The sequence below is a fragment of the Bradyrhizobium sp. USDA 241 genome, from assembly GCF_049739505.1.
GTDB classification, from domain to species: domain Bacteria; phylum Pseudomonadota; class Alphaproteobacteria; order Rhizobiales; family Xanthobacteraceae; genus Bradyrhizobium; species Bradyrhizobium liaoningense.
This window is the reverse complement of record NZ_JBMGPZ010000004.1, coordinates 2,035,380-2,055,595: the sequence shown is the minus strand read 5'-3', so window position 1 is coordinate 2,055,595 and position 20,216 is coordinate 2,035,380. Positions and strand designations below refer to the sequence as shown.

19 protein-coding genes are annotated in these 20,216 nt (G+C 63.3%); 10 read left to right on the top strand and 9 right to left on the bottom strand.

The features are described 5' to 3' along the window. Positions 1-45 precede the first annotated feature (45 nt). From ABIF91_RS19460 to ABIF91_RS19450, 3 genes are all read right to left on the bottom strand, one after another. Entirely contained in the window at positions 46-1,278 is a 1,233-nt protein-coding gene (locus ABIF91_RS19460; protein ID WP_028176588.1) for a rhodanese-like domain-containing protein, read from the bottom strand. Positions 1,279-1,348: 70 nt separating this feature from the next. Then, positions 1,349-2,533, bottom strand: a complete 1,185-nt coding sequence (locus tag ABIF91_RS19455) for a PepSY-associated TM helix domain-containing protein (RefSeq protein WP_028176589.1) — start codon at positions 2,531-2,533, stop codon at positions 1,349-1,351. 2 nt (positions 2,534-2,535) lie between these two features. Then, a complete protein-coding gene (locus ABIF91_RS19450) occupies positions 2,536-4,860 on the bottom strand; it encodes a TonB-dependent siderophore receptor (protein ID WP_424579314.1) in 2,325 nt (774 codons plus the stop codon). Positions 4,861-5,186: 326 nt separating this feature from the next. Between ABIF91_RS19450 and ABIF91_RS19445 the strand changes: the two genes are divergently transcribed. The 4 genes from ABIF91_RS19445 to ABIF91_RS19430 are packed head-to-tail and all read left to right on the top strand — an operon-like array spanning position 5,187 to position 7,803. Continuing rightward, positions 5,187-5,639: a MarR family winged helix-turn-helix transcriptional regulator gene (locus tag ABIF91_RS19445; protein ID WP_028176591.1), complete on the top strand. Its 453-nt coding sequence runs from the start codon at positions 5,187-5,189 to the stop codon at positions 5,637-5,639. A gap of 42 nt (positions 5,640-5,681) precedes the next feature. Then, the gene (locus ABIF91_RS19440; protein ID WP_028176592.1) at positions 5,682-6,251 is read left to right on the top strand and encodes an isochorismatase family protein; all 570 of its coding nucleotides are present in this window, start codon (positions 5,682-5,684) and stop codon (positions 6,249-6,251) included. Then, positions 6,248-6,577, top strand: coding sequence for a hypothetical protein (locus ABIF91_RS19435; protein WP_028176593.1), 330 nt, complete (start codon positions 6,248-6,250; stop codon positions 6,575-6,577). Before ABIF91_RS19440 ends, ABIF91_RS19435 begins: the two co-directional genes overlap by 4 nt. Positions 6,578-6,579: 2 nt before the next feature. Continuing rightward, positions 6,580-7,803 (top strand): MFS transporter, encoded by a 1,224-nt coding sequence (locus ABIF91_RS19430; protein WP_424579313.1) that lies wholly within the window; start codon positions 6,580-6,582, stop codon positions 7,801-7,803. An 8-nt stretch (positions 7,804-7,811) separates the two neighbouring features. Here the strand turns inward: ABIF91_RS19430 and ABIF91_RS19425 are convergent, their stop codons facing one another. Continuing rightward, complete coding sequence (locus ABIF91_RS19425) at positions 7,812-8,696, bottom strand: dihydrodipicolinate synthase family protein (protein ID WP_028176595.1); 885 nt, start codon at positions 8,694-8,696, stop codon at positions 7,812-7,814. A gap of 165 nt (positions 8,697-8,861) precedes the next feature. On the opposite strand from ABIF91_RS19425, the gene ABIF91_RS19420 reads away from it, so the two are divergent. Then, complete coding sequence (locus tag ABIF91_RS19420) at positions 8,862-10,274, top strand: FAD-binding oxidoreductase (protein WP_028176596.1); 1,413 nt, start codon at positions 8,862-8,864, stop codon at positions 10,272-10,274. A 7-nt stretch (positions 10,275-10,281) separates the two neighbouring features. Next, entirely contained in the window at positions 10,282-10,947 is a 666-nt protein-coding gene (locus tag ABIF91_RS19415; RefSeq protein WP_028176597.1) for a GntR family transcriptional regulator, read from the top strand. Between the two features lie 6 nt (positions 10,948-10,953). Here ABIF91_RS19415 and ABIF91_RS19410 read toward each other — a convergent pair whose 3' ends face one another. Further along, positions 10,954-11,298 (bottom strand): hypothetical protein, encoded by a 345-nt coding sequence (locus tag ABIF91_RS19410; protein ID WP_155251756.1) that lies wholly within the window; start codon positions 11,296-11,298, stop codon positions 10,954-10,956. A 115-nt stretch (positions 11,299-11,413) separates the two neighbouring features. Between ABIF91_RS19410 and ABIF91_RS19405 the strand changes: the two genes are divergently transcribed. Further along, positions 11,414-13,435 (top strand): YgiQ family radical SAM protein, encoded by a 2,022-nt coding sequence (locus tag ABIF91_RS19405; protein ID WP_028176598.1) that lies wholly within the window; start codon positions 11,414-11,416, stop codon positions 13,433-13,435. Positions 13,436-13,975: 540 nt separating this feature from the next. Here the strand turns inward: ABIF91_RS19405 and ABIF91_RS19400 are convergent. Then, positions 13,976-14,918 (bottom strand): IS630 family transposase gene (locus ABIF91_RS19400; protein WP_100213571.1). Its coding sequence is split into 2 segments (ribosomal slippage): positions 13,976-14,581 and positions 14,583-14,918, totalling 942 coding nucleotides; the frame shifts between segments, so codons are not numbered across the junction. Positions 14,919-15,041: 123 nt separating this feature from the next. On the opposite strand from ABIF91_RS19400, the gene ABIF91_RS19395 reads away from it, so the two are divergent. Next, positions 15,042-15,572 (top strand): GrpB family protein, encoded by a 531-nt coding sequence (locus ABIF91_RS19395; protein ID WP_284280802.1) that lies wholly within the window; start codon positions 15,042-15,044, stop codon positions 15,570-15,572. Positions 15,573-15,650: 78 nt separating this feature from the next. On the opposite strand, the gene ABIF91_RS19390 is transcribed toward ABIF91_RS19395, so the two are convergent. The 3 genes from ABIF91_RS19390 to ABIF91_RS19380 form a co-directional block, all read right to left on the bottom strand. Next, positions 15,651-16,780, bottom strand: a protein-coding gene (locus tag ABIF91_RS19390) for an IS3-like element ISRj2 family transposase (RefSeq protein WP_129557670.1) whose coding sequence is annotated in 2 segments (ribosomal slippage) — positions 15,651-16,528 and positions 16,528-16,780 — 1,131 coding nt in all. Because the reading frame shifts where the segments join, the coding sequence is not laid out codon by codon here. A gap of 59 nt (positions 16,781-16,839) precedes the next feature. Beyond that, positions 16,840-17,547: an alpha/beta fold hydrolase gene (locus tag ABIF91_RS19385; protein WP_284280739.1), complete on the bottom strand. Its 708-nt coding sequence runs from the start codon at positions 17,545-17,547 to the stop codon at positions 16,840-16,842. Positions 17,548-18,083: 536 nt separating this feature from the next. Next, positions 18,084-18,881, bottom strand: coding sequence for a helix-turn-helix transcriptional regulator (locus ABIF91_RS19380; RefSeq protein ID WP_271527185.1), 798 nt, complete (start codon positions 18,879-18,881; stop codon positions 18,084-18,086). Positions 18,882-19,205: 324 nt separating this feature from the next. On the opposite strand from ABIF91_RS19380, the gene ABIF91_RS19375 reads away from it, so the two are divergent. Beyond that, entirely contained in the window at positions 19,206-19,520 is a 315-nt protein-coding gene (locus ABIF91_RS19375; protein ID WP_284280734.1) for a hypothetical protein, read from the top strand. Between the two features lie 268 nt (positions 19,521-19,788). Then, on the top strand, positions 19,789-20,208 hold the full coding sequence (locus ABIF91_RS19370) for a DUF6647 family protein (protein WP_271527187.1): 420 nt from the start codon (positions 19,789-19,791) through the stop codon (positions 20,206-20,208). Positions 20,209-20,216 lie beyond the last annotated feature (8 nt).

The following is a 20,216-nucleotide window of genomic DNA, read 5'->3' as shown; positions in this document are numbered from 1 at the left end:
GAAGATGGCGAGGCGATGGGTGGACCTGGCATCCCACCAGCTCCGTCAAATCACGTAGAACCCGTGCGTGCCGTCGCGGCGGAGCTGCTCGACGAGGCCGTATTCCCAGTCGAGATAGGCCTGCATCGCAGCTTCGGCCACATCAGTGCCTTCATAGGGCCGGCGGTAGCGGTGTGCCGGATCCGGCTTCGGCAGGACGTGCGGCGGGCCGACCTCGAGCGCACCGTCATAGCCGTCCTCGAGCACATAGACTTCCCAGCCCATCTGCGCCAGCCAGGACGCCGTCATGTCGGCACGAACACTCTTGTCGTCGGTCAGGAGAATGCGCGCGCCGCGCACGGGCGCGGCCATGTCGGTTTCCTGGACGAGCTGGCCGCCGGGATAGTGCCGGAAACCGGGGAGATGGCCGGCCGCATATTCCTCGGCGTCACGCACGTCGAAGCGATAGAGCGTCCGATGGGTCTGCGCGGCAAGCGCCGACATCTCGTTCGCACCGATATGGCGAACACCGGCGCGGTAGGCGACATCGCGGGCATTGGCCGGTCCGCCCTCGAACGGGCCGATCGCGCCGCGCCTGCGAGCGCCGTGATCGAGCTGATGCCGCGCCAGCGTCCAGCCGATGGTGCCGTTGCGCAGCGCGCGCACCCTGTTGGGCACGCCGGCATTGATCAGTGACTGGGTGCCGATGATCGAGCGGGTGCGGCCGGCGCAGTTGACGATGATCGTCGTCTCGGGATCGGGTGCGGCTTGCCCTGCCCGCAACACCAACTCCGCGCCGGGCACGCTGACCGAGCCCGGAATGTTCATGGTCGCATATTCGTCGAAACGGCGGACGTCGAGGATGGCGATGTTGGCCTTGTCGGCGATGAGTTTGGCCACCTCGTCGGCGCCAGGCGAGGGCGTATGGCGTCGCGACTCGACCAGTTCGCCGAACGCCTTCGAGTAGGAATTGACGTCCTCGAACACCTCAAAGCCCGCTGCGCGCCAGGCCGTCAGCCCGCCTTCGAGCGCGCTGATGTTGGTGTAGCCGAGCGCGGCGAGACGTTCGGCGCCGGGCGCAACCAACCCATCACCGCCATCATAGAGCACGATCGCCACATCCTTGCGCGGCAACCTGACCTCGGCCTCGACTGCGATCCGATCCACGGCCATGTTGGCAGCGAACAGCGGATGTCCGGTCGCGAAGGCCGCCTCATATCTGAGGTCGAGCAGCGCTATCTCCTCGCGAAGCAAGAGCGCACTGCGGATATCGGCGGGGGTGACGGTCGGAAGCTTCATGGCATGAACCCTACGAGGACAAGCCATGGGCTTTTGAACGATTGAGAGCGCGTTGGCTAGCCTTGCCGGCTCACTCGCCGGGAACGAGCCGCCCGAGCGGCGGTTGCGCCGGACGGCGCAGCCTGCGGCGCGACAGATAGAGCAGGATTCCCGTAACCGAGAACAACGGCATCAGGACCGCGGCAATCATGAACGCGAGCTTGCCCGGCCATCCCAGGATCGCGCCGCGATGGATGTCGTAGATGGCCGCGATGATCTTCTCGCCGAATGTCTTGTCGTCATAGCGCTCAGCGGAGACCATCTGCCCGGTGACCGCGTCAATGCGGAATTCATCGCGCGTGGTTTCGAGGGTCCTGTCCTTCCCCCACGACCGTATCCGTATGACGGTGGCCGCGCCGGCCGGCAGCGTCAACTGGGCCCTGGAGAAGCGGCCGCCTTCCTCGCGCTGGAACGTCGTCCATGCCTGATCGAATCCGATCGGTTGCGCTGTCCCGGACCGGTCGACCGCCCGCGACGACTTTGCGGGCATCTTCGCTGCGGTGACGTGAGGACGTGCCAACAGCCGGGTCACGCCGTCCTTGTACCATTCGAAGGAGAACCACAGCCCGGTGAGCGCTATCGTCAGATAGACCGGCAGGACCCAGGTGCCGATCACGGTGTGCAGCGACCGGTGCAATCCGCGGCCGCTGAGCCCGAGATTGGGCTTCAGCCACATCTTCGCGCTGCCTGCCCGACGCGGCCATCGCAGCACCAGGCCCGACACCAGCATGACGATCAGGCCGAGCGCGACGGTGCCGGTAATCGGGCGTCCCCAGCCCTTGCCGTCGCCGGGGATGAGGAGCCAGCGATGCAGCCGGCGCACCGTCGCGAAGAACGCCTCGCCGCGCGGCGAGCCCAGCATGCGCGCGTCATAGGGATCGACATAGAGCGAGGTCGGCCGGTCGCCCCGTTCGTCGCGCGCGAAGCGGACATGGACCGCCGCCGCCGGATCGCTCGACAGCGTGACGGCCGAAACCTTGCCGACATCCTGCCCCGCCTTCAGCCGCGCCACCAGCCCATCAGGCATCAGCGCCGGCACCTGGCGCGGCGCGACCTGCATGATGCCGGCGTTGAGTTGATCGACGATCTCGTCCTCAAAGCTCATGATCGCGCCGGTCAGCGCGATCAGGGACACCAGCAGCGCGAGGACGAGGCCCGCGATGGAATGGACCTGGAACAGGACCGCCTTGACCGTATGCCCGATCCGCGCCGTCATCGCTAGAACTTCACCGTTGCCGACAGCGAGAAGCGTCGCGCGTCACCGATCGCGACGTTCAAAGCGCTCCCGGTGCTGGATGTATAGTAGAGTTTGTCGAACAGGTTCTTGACGTTGAACTGATAAGTCACGGGCAGATGATCGATCTTCGTGTCGTACGTGGCAAAAATGTCCGCCACGGTATAGGCCGGCATGAAGAACGTGTTGGCAGAGTCGCCCGCCCGATCGCCGACATAATGCGCGCCGCCGCCCAGCCGCAGGCGTCCGGGGAGCCTGTCGCCGAAATCGTAGACGAGATAGAGCGAAGCCGTGTTCATTGGAACATTGAACAGCTTGGCATTGCCGACAACGGGATCATTGATCAGCCGTGCGTCGGTATAGCCGTAACTTCCGATCATGCTCCATTCGTCGGTCAGCCTGCCGGTCACGTCCAGTTCGACGCCGCGTGACCTGGCCGCACCGGACGTGCGCGCCGCCGACTTGCCACCGCCGATGTCGTCCAGCACCAGCACGTTCTTCTTCTGGATGTCGTAGACCGCCAGAGTGCCCGACAGTCGCTTGTTGACGTCGAATTTCAGACCGGTCTCCCACTGCGTTCCCTCTTCGGGCGCAATGGTGGAATCGATAACGAAGCCGGCCGTGAACGGCGGGATGACCGATGTCGGCTTCAGCGACTGCGTATAGCTCACGTAATAAGAGAGCTGGTCGTTCAACTTGAAGATGACGCCGCCGAGCGGCAGAACCTTGTCGCCCGAAAGATTGGTGGCGGTGACGAAACGGGGTCGCCCTTTTCCCGCGAGTTGCTCATATTCCATCCAGCGCACGCCGCCGACCACGGACAGCCAGTTGGTCAGATGGAAGGTGTCCTGGGCAAAGAAGCTGCGGGTGCCGAGCTTGTCGGTCTGCTCGCCGTCGGTTGCCGAAACGGTCGTGCCCGGCGTGACCAGTCCGTAGACGGGGTTATAGAAATTGAAGCTCGGCGTCGCCTGGCGAATCAAATCGTGGCGATCGATCGTGCGATACAGCGCCTCGCCGCCGAACAGGATCTCGTTGCGGAAACCGCCCACCCAGACGTCGCCTTGCAGATAGGAGGTGCCGTAGCTGGCGTTGCTCAGCGAGTTGCGCGTACCGTCGTTGCTGCGGGTTTCAACGCCGGTCGTTGCGTTGACGCTGGTGATACGAAGCTGGTTCGCGCTGAAGGTCTCGGTGTTGTAGCTGTAGGCCGCCGTGACCTTCCAGTTGTCGTCGAGCTTCTGCTCGACGGAAGCCTGCACCAGGTCGGACGTGCCCCACATGTTGTTGAAGGGCTCGTCGAGCCGGCGCGTCTTCGGGATCGCCAGCGGAGCGCCGTTGACGAAAGCCGTGCCGCGGTCGAACGGAGTGATGAACTCGCGGTGCTCATAGGTGAGCTGCACCGTCGTTGTGTCGCCGTACCAGGCCAGCGACGGATTCACCAGCATTTCGCGGTGGCGGCCGAAATTGCGCCAATAGTCCTCGCTGACGCCGTAGCCGATGAAGCGATAGGCGAGACCGCCGTCGCCGATCGGACCGGTTATGTCGAGCGTGCCGTCGGCGCCGCTGCGGTTGTTCGCATAGGTCGAACCGAGCAGCGTGACCGAACCGTGCTGATAGAGCTCCGGACGCTTGCTGATGGTGTTGACGATGCCGCCGGGATCCATGATGCCGTAGAGCAGCGAGGCCGGTCCTTTCAACACCTCGACGCTTTCGACCGCGGCATTGAGGCTTCGGCCCTGCACCAGCGGCATGCCATTGCGCATGATCGAGCCGTCGCGATTGTCGCCGAAGCCGCGGCGGATCACGGCGTCCTGGGTGCCGGCCAGCGTGTTGGTCTGGGTGATGCCGGAGATATTGACGAGTGCATCGTCGATGTTGCGCGGGAGCTGGTCCTTCAGGACCTGCGCGGGCACCACATTGACGGCCTGCGAGGTGTCGAGCGGCGAGGCTCCGCTGCGCAGCGTGGTCGCGCTCGGCATCGCGCGGTAGCCGAGCTTTGCGGCTTGCTGTGCGGCGGCTTCCGCGGCCGCTCGCTCCGAGAGCGTCGGCGCTGCGGGTGCGGCATTGCGACTACGCTGGCGCGCGGCGGCTTGCGGGCGGCGTGAAGACTGATCCGATGTCCACGCCGGCTTCGGCCGCTGCGCCGGCGCGTCGACCGTCACCGGCGGCAACACCGATTGCGCCTGGGCGGGCGTCACGTTGGAGGGACATTCGGTGAGTAGCACAGCCGCTGTGATGAGAAGACCGGCGCGGCTCTTGCCGGCACGATGACGGTGGCCGCTGGTGCATTGGCCATCCAGATAAGCACGCACGTTCGATTCACTTCCAGGTCAGACGCAGCATTGAAGCTGGCGCGTCTAACAGGCACGGAGCGCGAGCGGAACCGCAAGCGGACTTGAATCCCTCTAGTATTGAATGGTTCTAAGAACGCATCAGCGCTGAACGGCAATCTCAAATGGTCGCCTTGCCAAGCGCAGCACGCGAATACGCGGCGGCGCGTCGATCCGAAGACGCCCCAAAATGAGCAGGCCAGTCACCACGGCGACGACCGGACCCGTCCCTGCTCACGGCATCTTGTTCAGACTATTTGCACAGGTAAACTTTACAGTTTATCTTCGTATATGCTATTCGCTCCGTCATGATTAATTCGCCCGACCCACGCCATTCCGCGCGCGCCAGCGCGCTCGCGGAAGACCTCCGTTCGCTGGTTGGAAAGCTGAAGCGCCGGCTTCGCGAGCAGGCCACCCCGGGGGACCTGACGCCATCCCAGGTGTCCGTTCTGCTGCGTCTGGAAAAGGACGGCCCCGCGACGGTGTCGAGCCTGGCGCGATCCGAAAAGATGCGACCGCAATCGATGAGCGCCGCGGTCGCCGCGCTTCAGGCTGCGGGTCTGATCAGCGGCTCACCGGATCCCGAAGACGGCCGTCAAACCATTCTTTCGCTGACAAAGGCGTGCCGCGACTGGATCCGGGTCGGCCGCGCTGCCCGGCAGGACTGGCTCTCGCGCACCATTTCGACGCGGCTTTCATCGCGGGAGCAGGACGAACTGGCCGCCGCCGTCGCATTGCTCAAGCGGCTTGTCGACGATTGACGCGACCTTGCCGGAACATCCGGCTGCCGGAAGGATCCAATCATGGCTCTCACGACGCTCGACCCGATCACTGCCCTCATTGTCGTCGACCTGCAACACGGCATCGTCGGCTTACCTCTCGTTCATTCCATTGGCGACGTCGTGGGGCGCGCCTGCACGCTTGCCGCTGCGTTTCGGCGCCATGGCCTGCCGGTCGTGCTGGTCAACGTCAACGGCGGAGCACCGGGCCGCACGGAGCGGCCGCGTGCCGGCGGTCCGTTTCCGGATGGATGGACCGATCTCATTCCGGAACTCGATCGGCAGCCCGACGATATCGCCGTGACCAAGCGCACCTGGGGCGCATTCGCCAGCACCGATCTCGAGAGCCAACTGCGATCACGCGGCGTCACGCAGGTCGTCGTCGCCGGCGTCGCCACCGGCACCGGCGTCGAGTCCACGGCGCGCCAGGCCTACGAGGCGGGCTTCAACGTCACCCTTGCTATCGACGCCATGACCGATTCGCGTTCCGAGGCTCACGACTACAGCGTTGCAAATGTCTTTCCGCGGCTCGGCGAGACCGGCTCGACGCAGGCGATTGTCGAACTGCTGGCAATACGGAGCGCGCAGGCATGAACTGGCTTCATCTCGTTTCCTATTTCTTTGGCGGCGCCTTTTTTGCGAACGCCATTCCGCATCTCGTCAGCGGTCTGAGAGGCGAGCCGTTCCAGAGCCCGTTCGCGCAGCCCGCAGGGCAAGGGCTATCCTCCTCGACGGTCAACGTGCTCTGGGGATTCTTCAACGTCGTCGTCGGGTATCTCTTGGTCTGTCGTGTCGGCGAATTTGCCCTGATGGATACGCGCGATATCGCCGCACTCGGACTCGGCGCCCTGCTCCTCAGCCTCTTTTGCGCGCGGCACTTCGGCCGGTTCCATGGCGGCAACTCGCATCGAGGTTCGTGAACGTGCCGGCCGCGGGCACGTTTCGCTCACTCCGGAACTTCAACTACCGTGTCTGGGCTGCGGGCGCGCTGGTCTCCAACACCGGGACGTGGATGCAGCGCGCCGCCCAGGACTGGCTCGTTCTAACCGAGCTCACACGGCACAATGCATCGGCCGTGGGCATGGTGATGGCATTTCAGTTCGGGCCGCAGCTTCTGCTGATGCCATGGACGGGCTTTGCTGCCGACTATTTCAACCAGCGGCGACTCCTGATCACGACCCAGGCGATGATGGGCGTGCTGGCACTGGCCCTTGGCCTTCTCACCGTCACCGGCCTGGTGCAGCTCTGGCACGTCTATGCGTTCGCCTTCCTGTTCGGCTGTGCCGCAGCCTTCGACGCCCCGGTGCGCCAGACCTTCGTGGCCGAGCTCGTCGGCGACGGCGATCTCTCCAATGCCATCGCGCTGAACTCGACGTCCTTCAACGCCGCGCGGATGATCGGCCCTGCGATCGCCGGAATCGTCATCTCTTCGATCGGCACCGGATGGGCCTTCCTGATCAACGCAGCCTCCTTCACGGCCGTGCTTGGCTCGCTCTTTATGCTGCGAACCTCGGAGCTTCGCCCGAACCCACGCGCCCATAGGGCCAAGGGTGGCATGACGGAGGGTTTTCGCTACGTGTGGTCGCGCCCGGATCTCAGGGCGATCACGATCATGCTGTTCCTGATCGGCACGTTCGGGCTGAACTTTCCGATCTTCATCTCGACCATGGCGGTCACCGTCTTCCACACCGATGCGCGCGGCTTTGGCCTTCTGTCGTCGACGATGGCGGTCGGCACGATCTCGGGCGCACTCCTGGCCGCAGGGCGCCCCCAGCCGCTGTTCGTCTCGCTGCTGCTTGGGGCTGGAATTTTTGGGACGGGGTGCACGTTGGCCGCGTTGGCACCCAGCTACTGGCTGTTCGCCGGCGCGCTGGTCGTGATCGGTGTCGCTGCCTTGACCTTCACCAATACGTCGAACAGCCTGATGCAACTCTCGACCGAGCCGCGAATGAGGGGACGCGTGATGGCGTTGCGCCTCGGTGTCGCGCTCGGCGGCACGCCCATCGGCGCTCCGATCGTCGGATGGGTGGCCGACCATCTCGGCCCGCGCTGGGCGCTCGGCGTGGGTGCGGCGGCCGGCTTTGCCGCAGCACTGGTGGCGGCTCGCGCCATGTCTGCGCATGCCGCAAGAAGTTGCCGCGAATGAAAGCGGTCTTATGCGATCGCGGGGCTGGTCAGTTCGTCGAGCTTCCGCTTGAGCGCGGTGCCGTCGGACAACGCGCGGAGCGGGGGGCGCACGCGCAGCCAGCCTGTATCGCCCGTCTGGGCCGCGAGGATGGCCTTCAACGTCGCGACCAGGGACGGCGTCTTTACCACGACGTCTGCCGCTGCTTGCATGCGCGCCTCGACATCCTTGCCGTCAAGCATGCCCTTGACCAGCTCCGGCACGATATTGGCCATGCCGCAAATGGTGCCGGCGCCACCCGCAGCGATCGCGCGGGCGATGTCGGGCTCGTTGCCGACGGTGATGGCGAGCTCGGGCGCGGCCGCGCGGAATGCCTGGAACTGCTTGAAGTCGCCGCTGGAGTCTTTCAAGCCGGCGACCTGCTTGCCGTAGCGCTTGCGCAAGTTCGCAGCGACCGTCGTCGGGATCGCGACGCCCGACACCTGCGGGATGTGATAGAGCGAGGCGCGCAGCCGTTCATCGGCGACACCATCGATGATCGCGGCAAAGGCATCCTCGATGCCTTCGGGCGTGACGCTGCGGTCGAAATAGGGCGGCAGCAGCAGCACGTGGCGCAAGCCGAGGCCGAGCACGGCGCGCGTCAGCGCGATGCTGTCGGTGACGGCGGGAAAGCCGCCGCCGATTGCGATGCGTTCCGGCGCGATGCCGGCCTTGAGCATGGCTTCGATGGTCGCGACGCGTTCGCCGACATTGAACGAGGTGCCTTCGCCGGTGGTGCCGAACAGGACGACGCCGTCGACGCCCTTGCCGAAGAGTTGCTTGGCATGGCCGGCGAGCCGGGCGTGATCCACGCTGCCATCGGCCGCCAGCGGCGTCGCCGACGCCACCCAGAACCCGCGAATTGCCTCCGTCATCACACCGCCCTTTGCTACCGCCCCGAACTAAGCCGCTGATCTCCAACGATCTTCCGCGCTTACCGGGATCCTGTTTTTGCTTTACTTTCCGCCTTGTACCTTACATACAAGGTCGATGCAAATCCCGGCGCCATGGGCGCAGCGGAAATATTGAGGAGGTCTCGCATGGACATGGTGACCCCCGCCGGACGGCGCGACCAGCTGCTCGGCGCATTGCGCGACAGGCTCGGCGCGGCCGCGGTGCTGACTGGCAGCGACGTGCCCGCCCGCAACTGCAACGACTGGAGCGCGAGCCTGCCGCAGACGCCGCTTGCGGTGATCCGGCCGCTCGATGCGAAAGGCGTGGCCGATGCGATTGCGACCTGCCGGCAGGCGCGGCTTCCCTTCGTGCCGCAGGGCGGATTGACCGGGCTGTGCCGCGGCGCCTCGCCCGAAGCCGGCTGGGTCGCGATCTCGCTGGAGCGCATGACCGGCATCGAGGAGATCGATCGCGCCTCCGCGACGATGACGGTGAAAGCGGGCACGCCGCTGAAGACGATCCAGAAGGCTGCCGATGAAGCCGGCTTCTTCTTTCCGCTCGATCTCGGCTCGCGCGGCTCCTGCGTCATCGGCGGCAATCTCTCGACCAATGCCGGCGGCAACCGCGTGATCCGCTACGGCATGACGCGCGAGCTGGTGCTCGGCCTCGAGGTCGTGCTACCCGACGGCACCATCATCACCAGCCTCAACAAGCTGATGAAGAACAATGCCGGCTACGATCTGAAGCATCTGTTCATCGGCTCGGAGGGCACGCTCGGCATCATCACCCGCGTGGTGCTCAAGCTGTTTCCGAAGCCGCGCTCGACCATGGCGGCGCTCTGCGCGCTGAAGGATTATGCCGCGGTGGTCGCGCTGCTCGACGCCGCGCGCGGCGGGCTCGGTCCGCTGCTGTCGGCGTTCGAGGTGATGTGGCCGGACTATTGGGACGTGATCACGAATCGCGCCGGCGTGAAGCCGCCGGTCGCGCCAGGTCACGGCCTTTACGTGCTGGTCGAGGCACAGGGCACCGATGAGAGCCTGGACGCGCCGCGCTTCCAGAGCTGGCTCGAAGAGCTGATGGAACGTGGGCTGCTCGCCGACGCCGCGGTGGCGCAGTCGCTGGCGCAGACGCAGGCCTTCTGGCGCGTGCGCGACATCTGCGCCGAGTTCGGCCAGGTGCTGGGGCCGCACATCTCCTACGACATCGGCCTTGCGGTGGCGCGGATGGACGAATTCGTCACGTGCTGCAAGGCCGCGCTGGCCTCCGGGATCAAGGGCTGCGAGAGCGTCTATTACGGCCATATCGGCGACGGCAATCTGCATCTCGTCTCCTGGGTCGCCGGCCTCTCGGTCGCGCAGCAGCCAAAGGACGCGATGGACGCGATCATCTACGGTCTCGTCCGCGACATGGGCGGCAGCGTCTCCGCCGAGCACGGCATCGGCACGCTGAAGAAGCAGTGGCTGGGTCATGCCAGGAGCGATGCCGAGATCGCGCTGATGCGGACGCTGAAGGCTGCGCTCGATCCCGAACACCTGCTCAATCCCGGCAAGGTGATCTGAGCGCGCCATGCGATCGCTCAGGCTCGATACGCCGAAATCGCTGTCGCAGCGGGTGATGCAGCGGCTGCGCCAGGCCATCATCGACGGCGAGTTCGCGCTGGGCGCAGCGATCTCCGAGGAGATGGTGGCGAATTCCTTCGGCGTCAGCCGCACGCCGGTGCGCGAGGCCATGGGCCAGCTGCAGGCGCAGGGCCTGGTGGTGATCCGGCCGCAGGTCGGCAGCTTCGTGTTCACGCCGAGCGCCGAGGACATCGATGCGCTCTGCACCTTCCGCATCGCGCTGGAGCCCAAGGCGGCCGAGCTCGCCTTCCGCCACGATCGCGAAGGCGCGATTGCGGCAATGAGCGCAGCGATCGCGGCAATGGAGCCGGCGGTCACGGCGAAGGACAACATCGCCTATGGCCGCGCCGACGCCGCCTTCCACGAGGCGCTGTTCGCCCATTGCGGCAACCGCTACCTCGCCGAATCCTATCAGCTCGTCTCCGGCCGCGTCGCCGCGCTCCGCACCAATCTGACCTCGCCGATCGACGTGCGCACCCGCACGTCGTTCGACGAGCATCGCAAGCTGCTCGATTTCTTCGCACGCGGCGAGCTCGCCGCCTTCGACGGCCTGATGACGACGCACATCACCAATTCGGGAATCGTCTACGCGAAAGCGCTCAAGGTGGATTGAGCGCGTCTACCGCTCTTCCTTCGCTTCCGGCCTGTCCAGAAAATCCAGCGCGGTGTTGATCTGCTCGAGCTGGTGCTCGATTCTATCGCGGTCCTCGACCGACGGCGCCTTTTCGAGCTGTTCCACGAGCTTCTGCTTCCGCGACAGCAAGTTCTCTATGACCGTGCTCACAGCTCCCCCATCGCCAGAGGCGACGTCACCGGACGCCAGAATGATCCAGACGCGCGCGACCCGGGCCCGCGTCGAAACCTCAAAAGAATGTTCGCGGGCGCGGTTGGTTCCTATGGCCCGATATCCGACCTGCGCCGTTACGAGGACGGAACCCGCCTCGAAACGAAACGAGGATGGCAAGGGCTCGATCGATCGGTGTGTGGACCGCGCCACGGTCCCGCACGGCATCACAATCGGCGGTGGCAGCACATCGATCGGTTGAATTCGCCCGTCCGGAGTCCTATGCGTAGGCGCCATGGACACCCAGATGATCACCGCCGAAAAGCCGCTGATGGCCCGGGCGCAACCGCGCAAGCCGGCACCGTTCCTGCCCATGAGCCGCGCCGAGATGAATGCGCTCGGCTGGGACGCCTGCGACATCGTGCTGGTGACAGGGGACGCCTATGTCGACCATCCAAGCTTCGGCATGGCGATCATCGGCCGGCTGCTGGAGGCGCAAGGCTTTCGGGTCGGCATCATCGCGCAGCCGGACTGGCACTCGGCCGAGCCGTTCAAGGCGCTGGGCAAGCCACGCGTGTTCTTCGGCGTCACCGGCGGCAACATGGACTCCATGGTGAACCGCTACACCGCGGACCGCCGCATCCGCAGCGACGACGCCTACACGGCCGGCGGCGAAGGCGGCAGGCGGCCGGACCGTTGCACCATCGTCTACGCGCAGCGCTGCCGCGAGGCGTTCAAGGACACCCCGATCGTGCTCGGCGGCATCGAGGCCTCGCTGCGCCGGATCGCGCATTACGACTACTGGTCCGACAAGGTGCGCCGCTCGGTGCTGGCCGACGCCAAGGCGGACTTGCTGCTTTACGGCAATGCCGAGCGTGCCGTCGTTGAGGTCGCCAACCGAATCGCCGCCGGCGAAGCGCCGCGCGAGCTCGACGACATCCGGGGCGTCGCGCTTTTCCGCCGCGTTCCCGAAGATTACGTGGAGCTGCACGCCGACGATCTCGATTCCGCCGACGAAGGCGCATCGCGTCAACGCGGGCCGACCGTGATCCGCCTGCCCGCGCTGGAGCAGGTCGAGCAGGACCGCGAGGCCTATGCGCGCGCCTCGCGCGTGCTGCACCGGGAGAGCAATCCCGGCAATGCGCGGCCGCTGGTGCAGCGTCACGGCGACCGCGATCTCTGGCTCAATCCGCCGCCGATCCCGCTCACCACCGAGGAGATGGATGCGGTCTACGACCTGCCTTACGCGCGCGCCCCGCATCCATCCTACGGAGATGCGAAGATCCCCGCCTGGGAGATGATCCGATTCTCGGTGACGATCATGCGCGGCTGCTTCGGCGGCTGCACCTTCTGCTCGATCACTGAGCATGAGGGCCGCATCATCCAGAACCGCTCGGAGGGCTCGATCCTGCGCGAGATCGAGAATATCCGCGACAAGACGCCGGGCTTCACCGGCGTGATCTCCGACATCGGCGGCCCCACCGCCAACATGTACCGGATGGCGTGCAAGGACCCGAAGGTCGAGGCGGCGTGCCGGCGGCCGTCCTGCGTCTTCCCCGAGATCTGCCCGAACCTCAACACCTCGCATGACGACCTGATCCGGCTCTATCGCAAGGTGCGCGAGACCAAGGGCATCAAGAAGGTGATGGTCGCCTCGGGCGTGCGCTACGACCTCGCGGTGGAGAGCCCCGAATACATCAAGGAGCTCGTCACCCATCACGTCGGCGGTTACTTGAAGATCGCGCCTGAACATACCGAGCGCGGGCCGCTCGACAAGATGATGAAGCCGGGCATCGGCGCCTACAACAAGTTCAAGCGGATGTTCGACGAAGCGGCTGAAAAGGCCGGCAAGAAATATTACCTGATTCCCTATTTCATCGCGGCGCATCCGGGCACGACCGACGAGGACATGATGAACCTCGCGCTGTGGCTGAAGAAGAACCGCTATCGCGCCGACCAGGTCCAGACCTTCCTGCCCTCGCCGATGGCGACGGCGACCGCGATGTACCACACCGGCGTCAATCCGTTGCGCGGCGTGCGCCACGGCGGCAGCGACAAGGTCGAGGCGATCAAGGGCCTGCGCCAGCGCCGCCTGCACAAGGCCTTCCTGCGCTATCACGACCCCGACAATTGGCCGGTGCTGCGCGAGGCCTTGATCGAGATGGGCCGCCGCGACCTGATCGGCTCGCAGCCCCATCAACTCGTGCCTGCACACCAGCCGCCCGGCACCGGCAAGGCCGCCGGCACGAAGCGCCCTTTGCGTCCCGGCGGAAAGACGCAGCGGTTCACGACCAAGGGCGTGCGGGTGATGAAGTAGCGGACGGGAGCCGGACCAGGTCCGGTTCTGCGTGGCGCCTTCGCACCTCCAAAACAAAAAACGTCGAAAACAACCCCATGCACAGTAGCCGGGGGCAGCAAAATCAAGGGCTTGGAGCATAACGAGATCCGGCTGGATCGTCCTCGCGCCTGAGCTTGTGGATCAAGCACGATCTTTTGGAAGACCGCTGCGCGTTTTCCTGATTTGACGAAACTGTTGCTCCGTCGGGCAAAACAGGCGCATGATGACATCATCGCAGAACGTGGGACAAGGCGAGCCCCTTCCGCTATCCCGTATCGACATCCTCGCACTTCACGCCGCGTCCCGCGCGAGCTGTTTGCTCGCCTGTTCGACTCGCTGCAGGAGACGGCGTTCCTGATCGCCTGCTCACCTGGCAGACCAGCAACGTCTGCAAACCGCCACGGGGTTTGCCTTGCCCGCAACGCGCTCAGATCTTTCTGACCGAATTTACTCACGTTGAGTTCTTCGCGTTTTGAACCCGAAGCGGACACGCTCCTCCCTCTCTAGAGCATGATGTATTTACACGGAAACATAGCCTGAGTTTTTGAAGTAGTTGGTGCACTCCTCCTGGGAGAAGAGATCGAGGAGTTCACCAACCTTCCGCCAGGTTGCCTCCACGTCACGAGGTTCTGCGGATCGCATGAGGTGTTTGAGTTTGGCGAAGACCTGCTCGATCGGGTTGAGGTCAGGGCTGTAGGGCGGCAAGAAGATAAGGTGGGCTCCTCTGGCGCGGATAGCTTGGCGAGCCGCTTTGCCCTTGTGGCTGCCAAGATTGTCGAGAACGACGATCTCGCCCGGTGCGAGGGTGGGTGCCAACACCTTCTCGACGTACAGCGTGAAGAGTTCACCATTGATGGGACCATCAATCACCCAAGGCGCACTGATCCGATCATGACGCAGCGCCGCGATGAAGGTCATGGTCTTCCAATGGCCGAAAGGTGCAGATGCTTGGAGGCGCTGCCCACAAGGCCCCCAGCCGCGTAGCGGCGCCATATTGGTCTTGATCCACGTCTCGTCGATGAAAACCAACCGCGTGACGTCAATCCTGCCTTGATGCGCTTTCCATCGGGTCCGCTTACGGGCGACGTCTGGGCGATCCTGCTCGGCTGGTAGAAGCGTTTTTTTTGAAGCTGAGCCCCTCGGCGTGAACAAAAGTCCACACCGCCCGCACGTCTGTCTTGATCCCCCGTGCAGCCAGCTCCTGCGTCAGCTTGCGCAAGGTGAATGGCCCCGAGCGAATGCGTTTGCGCAGCCAGTCGGCGTTGGCATCCGACAGAACCCGCTTCTTGTGGCCGCCGATCTGGCCGGGCGCCAGGCCTCCGGTATCACGCCTTAGGTTCTTCCACTTCGTCACGCACGAGGGGCTGATCTGTAGCGCCTCTGCGATCGAACGAACCGTCTCGCCCGCGTCAGCGCGAGCCAAGGCGCGTTCACGGATGTCTTCCGAATAGGGGCGCGTCATCCATGCTGGCCTCCGCACTCCAGCATGGAGCTTGAATCAGAAATCGCCCGCTCTGGGAACCCCGATTCCAGTCAAAAACATCACGCTCTAGGCTGACTTCGCGTTTCGGCCTAATATTGGGACATGTCGCTCACCAGCCCGATCAAGCCTTATGATCCCACGTGGCCGCAGCAGTACGCGGCAGAAGAGGCGCGACTGCGACCCATTTTCGGTTCCACGCTGATCGGGATTCATCACGTCGGCAGCACCGCTGTGCCCGAATTGGCGGCCAAAGGAGAAATTGACGTTCTTGCCGTGGTGACGTCAGATACGGAGTTAGAGAATTGGAGCCGATCATTGGTGGGGCTAGGCTATCGTCGCGGAGGCGATCTCTCCTCAGGTCACCATTTCTTCAAGCGAGACGTGAACGGTGTCCGCACTCACAAGCTTCATGTCTGCATGGATGGTCACGAGCAGATTGCCCGGATGTTGAAATTTCGAGACCATTTGCGCAAGGATGCAGGGAGCCGTTTGAGATATCATGAGCTAAAGCTCAGGCTGGAGCGCGAAAATACTTCAGGTATTCAACAGTATCTGAGGGCCAAAGAGAACTGGCCCCGGTTGTTTGGACAGCGCCCCGCTGGATTTAAGTGGATTCCTGCCGGGTTATGCTGAACGCGGGGCTTTACGGTTTTGTCGTTGCGTCGGGAGGGCGTAGCCCGACCAGAGCGACGACAAAACCGTCGGCGACGGTCATGCGGCCATCACCATAGCTTGCGTGCCGAAGTAAGCCTCGTCGGGCGTGCGCCCGTCAAGGCTCGAGTGAGGGCGTCCCTGATTGTAGAAGGCCAGATACTTGGCAATTGACGCTCGCGCCTCGGACACGCTGTCGTAGGCGCGGAGATATACTTCTTCGTATTTGACCGTGCGCCAGAGCCGCTCGACAAACACGTTGTCGCGCCAGGCGCCCTTGCCGTCCATGCTGATGGCGATCTTCGCGTCCAGCAGCACATCGGTGAACTCGAGGCTGGTGAACTGGCTGCCCTGATCCGTGTTGAAAATCTCGGGCCTGCCGTGCTTCGCCAACGCCTCCTGGACCGCTTCGACGCAGAAGGCCGCCTCCATTGTGATCGAGACGCGATGGGCCAGGACCCGTCGGCTGAACACATCGACGACCGCCGCGAGATAGACGAAGCCACGCCGCATCGGAATGTAGGTGATGTCCATTGCCCACGCATGGTCGGGCCGCTCGATCTTCAATCCGCGCAACAGGTACGGGTAGATCTTGTGACCCGGAGCCGGCTTGCTCGTGTTCGGGCGACGATAGACCGCCTCGATCCCCATGCGCTTCATCAGCGTCGCGATGTGGCGGCGACCGGCGTATACGCCCTCCCGCCGCAGCAACGATCGCAGCATACGCGCTCCCGCGAAGGGATAATCGAGATGCAGCTCATCGAGCCGACGCATCAAGGCAAGGTCCTCGGCCGAAACTGGCCGAGGTTCATAGTAGACCGTGCTGCGAGCCAGCTTCAGGACCTTCGCCTGGCGCACGATAGAAAGATCATGATCGCGGTCGATCATCGCTTTGCGCTCAGCAGGCCCGCCTTGGTGAGCGCGCCGGACAAAAAATCGTTTTCCAACGCCAGCTCGCCGATCTTGGCATGTAACGCCTTCAAATCGACCGGCGTCTCGGCCGATGTCTTGTCATGCCCAAACACGCCGGCGGCGCCTTCCAGGAGCTGGTTTTTCCAGATCGTGATCTGGTTCGGATGAACATCAAACAGTTGCGCCAGCTCCGCCAGTGTCTTGTCGCCTTTGACCGCAGCCAAAGCAACCTTCGCCTTGAATGCCGGAGAATGCGTCCGGCGGCTCTTCTTCGTCATCTTCGCTCCTGATTCGCAGCAAGAATCCTCCCCGCTGTCAGGCAGAAAATCCACTCAAGCTACTGTCCGAATTTGCGGGGCCAGCTCTGAACATCAACATCCGATCCGAACGGTGGGGAGCGGAGCGCGATGGCGTTCATATCAAGCAGCAGATCGCGAGCGGGACCGGCTACGCGACCTTCGGGGGCCAGCGGTCCATCCAGCCAGAGACGCGCCTTCATTGCATTCAACCGATCGAGGTTGCCAGATGCCTCTGCCTCCTTCGATTGCATCATCAGTTTCTCGATATCGGGAGGGTAGATCGGATCAGGAGCACCTACGACATTAGGGGCAATCAGAACAAGGGCGCGAACGCGCGACGGGTGTCGGATGGCGGCATCAAGCGCGATGCGGCCTCCAAGAGAGCAGCCGACGAGGACTGCGGGCTTCCCGTCTGCGGTAGCCTCCAGCACCGCCACGAGATCTGCCAAGGCGGAAAAATCCTCCGGCTCGACGCGAGTTTCGCCGAATCCGCGTCGGTCATAAGCAACCGCCTTGTGTCTGGCGCCCAATCCATTTAATTGAGCCCGCCACATGCGCTTATCGCACACGTTGGCATGAAGAAATACTGTGGGAGTCCCGCTGCCCACGACCTCTGTTGCAAGCATGGCGAGACCAGACGCGATGTATTCCATGAATTGCAATTCCAAAAGTAACGACGTCGCCGGTGAGCATAAAAGGGTTTGATTGAACGCAAAACCCTGGTTGCCTGCATAGGCGTACTGCAAATGTTGCTCTTTAATTTGGGGGGCACCACGATGAAATATCGAGCTTGCCAATCGTGCTTAGTCGCTTCCGCACACGAACCATCGCGCTATTTCGCCGCCGTGAAGCAATCACGTCGCTCCTGACCACACTTATGAGTACGCGCCCTAACTCATGACTGTTTCACTGGAACGAATAGTCGAAACTCTTCCTGCAGGATTTTCCGAGCTGGAGCTGACGCAAAAAGCGAATGGTCATCGACACATGACTCGCTTGGCCGTCGAGTTCACAAACAATCGAGCCATGTTTTCTCGCGTGACTGCGCATGCAGGCAATGATGGCGCAGCTCGGTTTTGGGAGACGATTGGATTCAGTCGAGTAAAAGGTCAACCATGGTCTCACGAAGCGGTCGTGTTGACTGTTGAGTCCGCTTCTGGGCCCATCCACGAAGTCGCGGAGCGTTTCGTTGAGGTCCGCTCAGTATGGCAAGACAGACCAGATATGCTCAGGTTAAGTTCCTCGCAATTTTGACCCATGGCTGACGTTCGGGCTCGCTGCACTATCGCAGCTTGCCGAGCCAGAGCGCGGCGAGCGCCGCGCGGTTGCGCACGCCGAACTTGGCGTAGATCGACTTGACGTGGAAGTGCGTGGTGTTCGGACTTTGGCCAAGCTTCTGCGCAATCTCCTTTTCCGCCTGCCCGTCGAGCAGCGAGAGCAATACCCTGCGCTCAGCGGGTGTCAGGGCCGCGTTGGCTATGAGCAGACCGTGACTGAGCAGTTGTTGACGGTGAAACCATCTCAACCCCCGCATCGTGAAGCCCAGAAGCTGGCCGTCCTGCGCCGAGAAGCGGGGTGCCTGCGCATCGCGAAATACGAACAGGCGAATCCTCACGTCCTCATTGAGCGCAATGCGCACTGAAATGCTGTCGGCGAATCCAACATCCAGATAGTGACGACGATAATGCTCGCCCTCGAACCATTCCGGCGGCAGCGTTTCGAACAGCAGGCGAACGCGGAACGGCTCATCTCCCGACGTGGACAGAATCTGAGACAGGTCGACGTTGCCGGACCAGAGCGTATCGTACTGCTTCTGCACGGATGCCGCCACGGCCGGTATCGGGTCCAGCACCCGGACAAGGCGCGGACGCCAGCCAAGCAAGGGATCGGTCCGCTTGCGTGAAGGCAATCGCACGACCGCCCCCCACAGCACATTGCGTGCCGACAACATGGTCCGCAGTGTGGACAGCAGGTGCGTCAGCGCGGCGTCACCGTCGGCGACCGAGAAGTCGGCCAGCTGATCCCAGAGTGCATAGACTTCCTGGTTTTGCGGATCGACAGGACCCGTGGAGAGATGCATGTCATTCCCGAAGCATGTGCAGGCCGCCGACCGCGCGCGTATCCATAAAGCACAACGAACCACCTTTCCAGGTAGTTCTCAGACGCATCAATCGGCGCGATAGTCGGCACGGTTGTCGGGAAGCGGGTCCTCCCACCGTAATGACATTGGGAGGCCCGCAGGAGAGCGAACCGAGAAACCGAATGGCTTCCCGGCTCTTTCACCATCCCGTCATGCGCCGCTCGGCTGCAAAAGCGAGCATCGAGCGGTGAATTTCCAAGCGCATTCTTTTCAGAAACGTCATCGCGGACCACACTGCCCCAGGAGGTTTTCCTGCAAACCTACATGATTGAGCGCGTCAACGCCGACCATCCGATTGCGCGACTGCCTTTCACCTGGTGGGAGCGCGCCTGCTTCCGGTCAAAGCTACGCGCGGATATCAGGGACAGATCCGATTTTCTACGCGATATCGGCGTCGACATGTTTGAAGCGCATGCTGAGGCGCGTCGCTTTTTCTGGCAACCGATCACGCTGAAGCGCCCACCGATCCTGGATTGCGCCCCTGCAACTGCCGCCGTCGCGCGGCCAGCCGTCGATGCCAATGGTTCCAGATATCGCGCTGACAACGCTCCACGTCATCAACCGACCCTGGCGTCCTGATCATGAAAAGCACTTCGCAGCCTTCGTCCGCACGGCCGACTCTTGCGTCGTTTCCAATCGAGAATGAAAGGCGACGCCTCCTTGCTTCCATCGAGTCGGCGCTGCGAAGCTCGCGACGCCTTCAGGCGGATCGAATCCTGCGTCAGTACGAACATCTGATCGCGCATCCCAGGCAATCCGCCGCGGGGCCAACCTAGTCAGAACTCCGAAATTCGAACAATCCTTGTCATCAGCAGGCCGCGCTGCGGTCTTACAGGAAGTTGTTTCCTTGGATAGCCTGATCGCAATCTACATCGCATGGATCGTTGCCAAGACCGGCTTGTCGGCTCCTGATCATCCGCGGATCCATTTCGTGACACCGGCGGAAATGGCAATGCGACATGGCTCGCCGGAAAACAGCGGGCTAGAGTTGCAGGCGCTCTACAATCGCGACGAGGGGGCGATTTACCTGCCTCAGGGCTGGCGACCCGATGATCTGCGGCAGAAAAGCACTCTGGTGCATGAAGTGGTGCACCACGTGCAGAGGGCAAACAACATCGTCCTTCCCTGTATTGCTGCCTACGAACGCCAGGCATACGAGTTGCAGATTGAATGGCTGCGGGAAGAAGGAGTGACAAATCCGTACGAGCTCATCAAGACCAATGAGCTGGGCATCTACATGGCTAGCGCATGCCGTGACGGATCATAGGCGCCGCA

What these genes read in the sequence shown, in the direction of transcription:
- ABIF91_RS19460 (WP_028176588.1), bottom strand. Translation starts at nt 1,278, where the DNA reads ATGAAGCTTCCGACCGTCACCCCCGCCGATATCCGCAGTGCGCTCTTG.
- ABIF91_RS19455 (WP_028176589.1), bottom strand. Translation starts at nt 2,533, where the DNA reads ATGACGGCGCGGATCGGGCATACGGTCAAGGCGGTCCTGTTCCAGGTC.
- ABIF91_RS19445 (WP_028176591.1), top strand. Translation starts at nt 5,187, where the DNA reads ATGATTAATTCGCCCGACCCACGCCATTCCGCGCGCGCCAGCGCGCTC.
- ABIF91_RS19440 (WP_028176592.1), top strand. Translation starts at nt 5,682, where the DNA reads ATGGCTCTCACGACGCTCGACCCGATCACTGCCCTCATTGTCGTCGAC.
- ABIF91_RS19435 (WP_028176593.1), top strand. Translation starts at nt 6,248, where the DNA reads ATGAACTGGCTTCATCTCGTTTCCTATTTCTTTGGCGGCGCCTTTTTT.
- ABIF91_RS19425 (WP_028176595.1), bottom strand. Translation starts at nt 8,696, where the DNA reads ATGACGGAGGCAATTCGCGGGTTCTGGGTGGCGTCGGCGACGCCGCTG.
- ABIF91_RS19420 (WP_028176596.1), top strand. Translation starts at nt 8,862, where the DNA reads ATGGACATGGTGACCCCCGCCGGACGGCGCGACCAGCTGCTCGGCGCA.
- ABIF91_RS19415 (WP_028176597.1), top strand. Translation starts at nt 10,282, where the DNA reads ATGCGATCGCTCAGGCTCGATACGCCGAAATCGCTGTCGCAGCGGGTG.
- ABIF91_RS19405 (WP_028176598.1), top strand. Translation starts at nt 11,414, where the DNA reads ATGGACACCCAGATGATCACCGCCGAAAAGCCGCTGATGGCCCGGGCG.
- ABIF91_RS19395 (WP_284280802.1), top strand. Translation starts at nt 15,042, where the DNA reads ATGTCGCTCACCAGCCCGATCAAGCCTTATGATCCCACGTGGCCGCAG.
- ABIF91_RS19380 (WP_271527185.1), bottom strand. Translation starts at nt 18,881, where the DNA reads ATGCATCTCTCCACGGGTCCTGTCGATCCGCAAAACCAGGAAGTCTAT.
- ABIF91_RS19375 (WP_284280734.1), top strand. Translation starts at nt 19,206, where the DNA reads ATGATTGAGCGCGTCAACGCCGACCATCCGATTGCGCGACTGCCTTTC.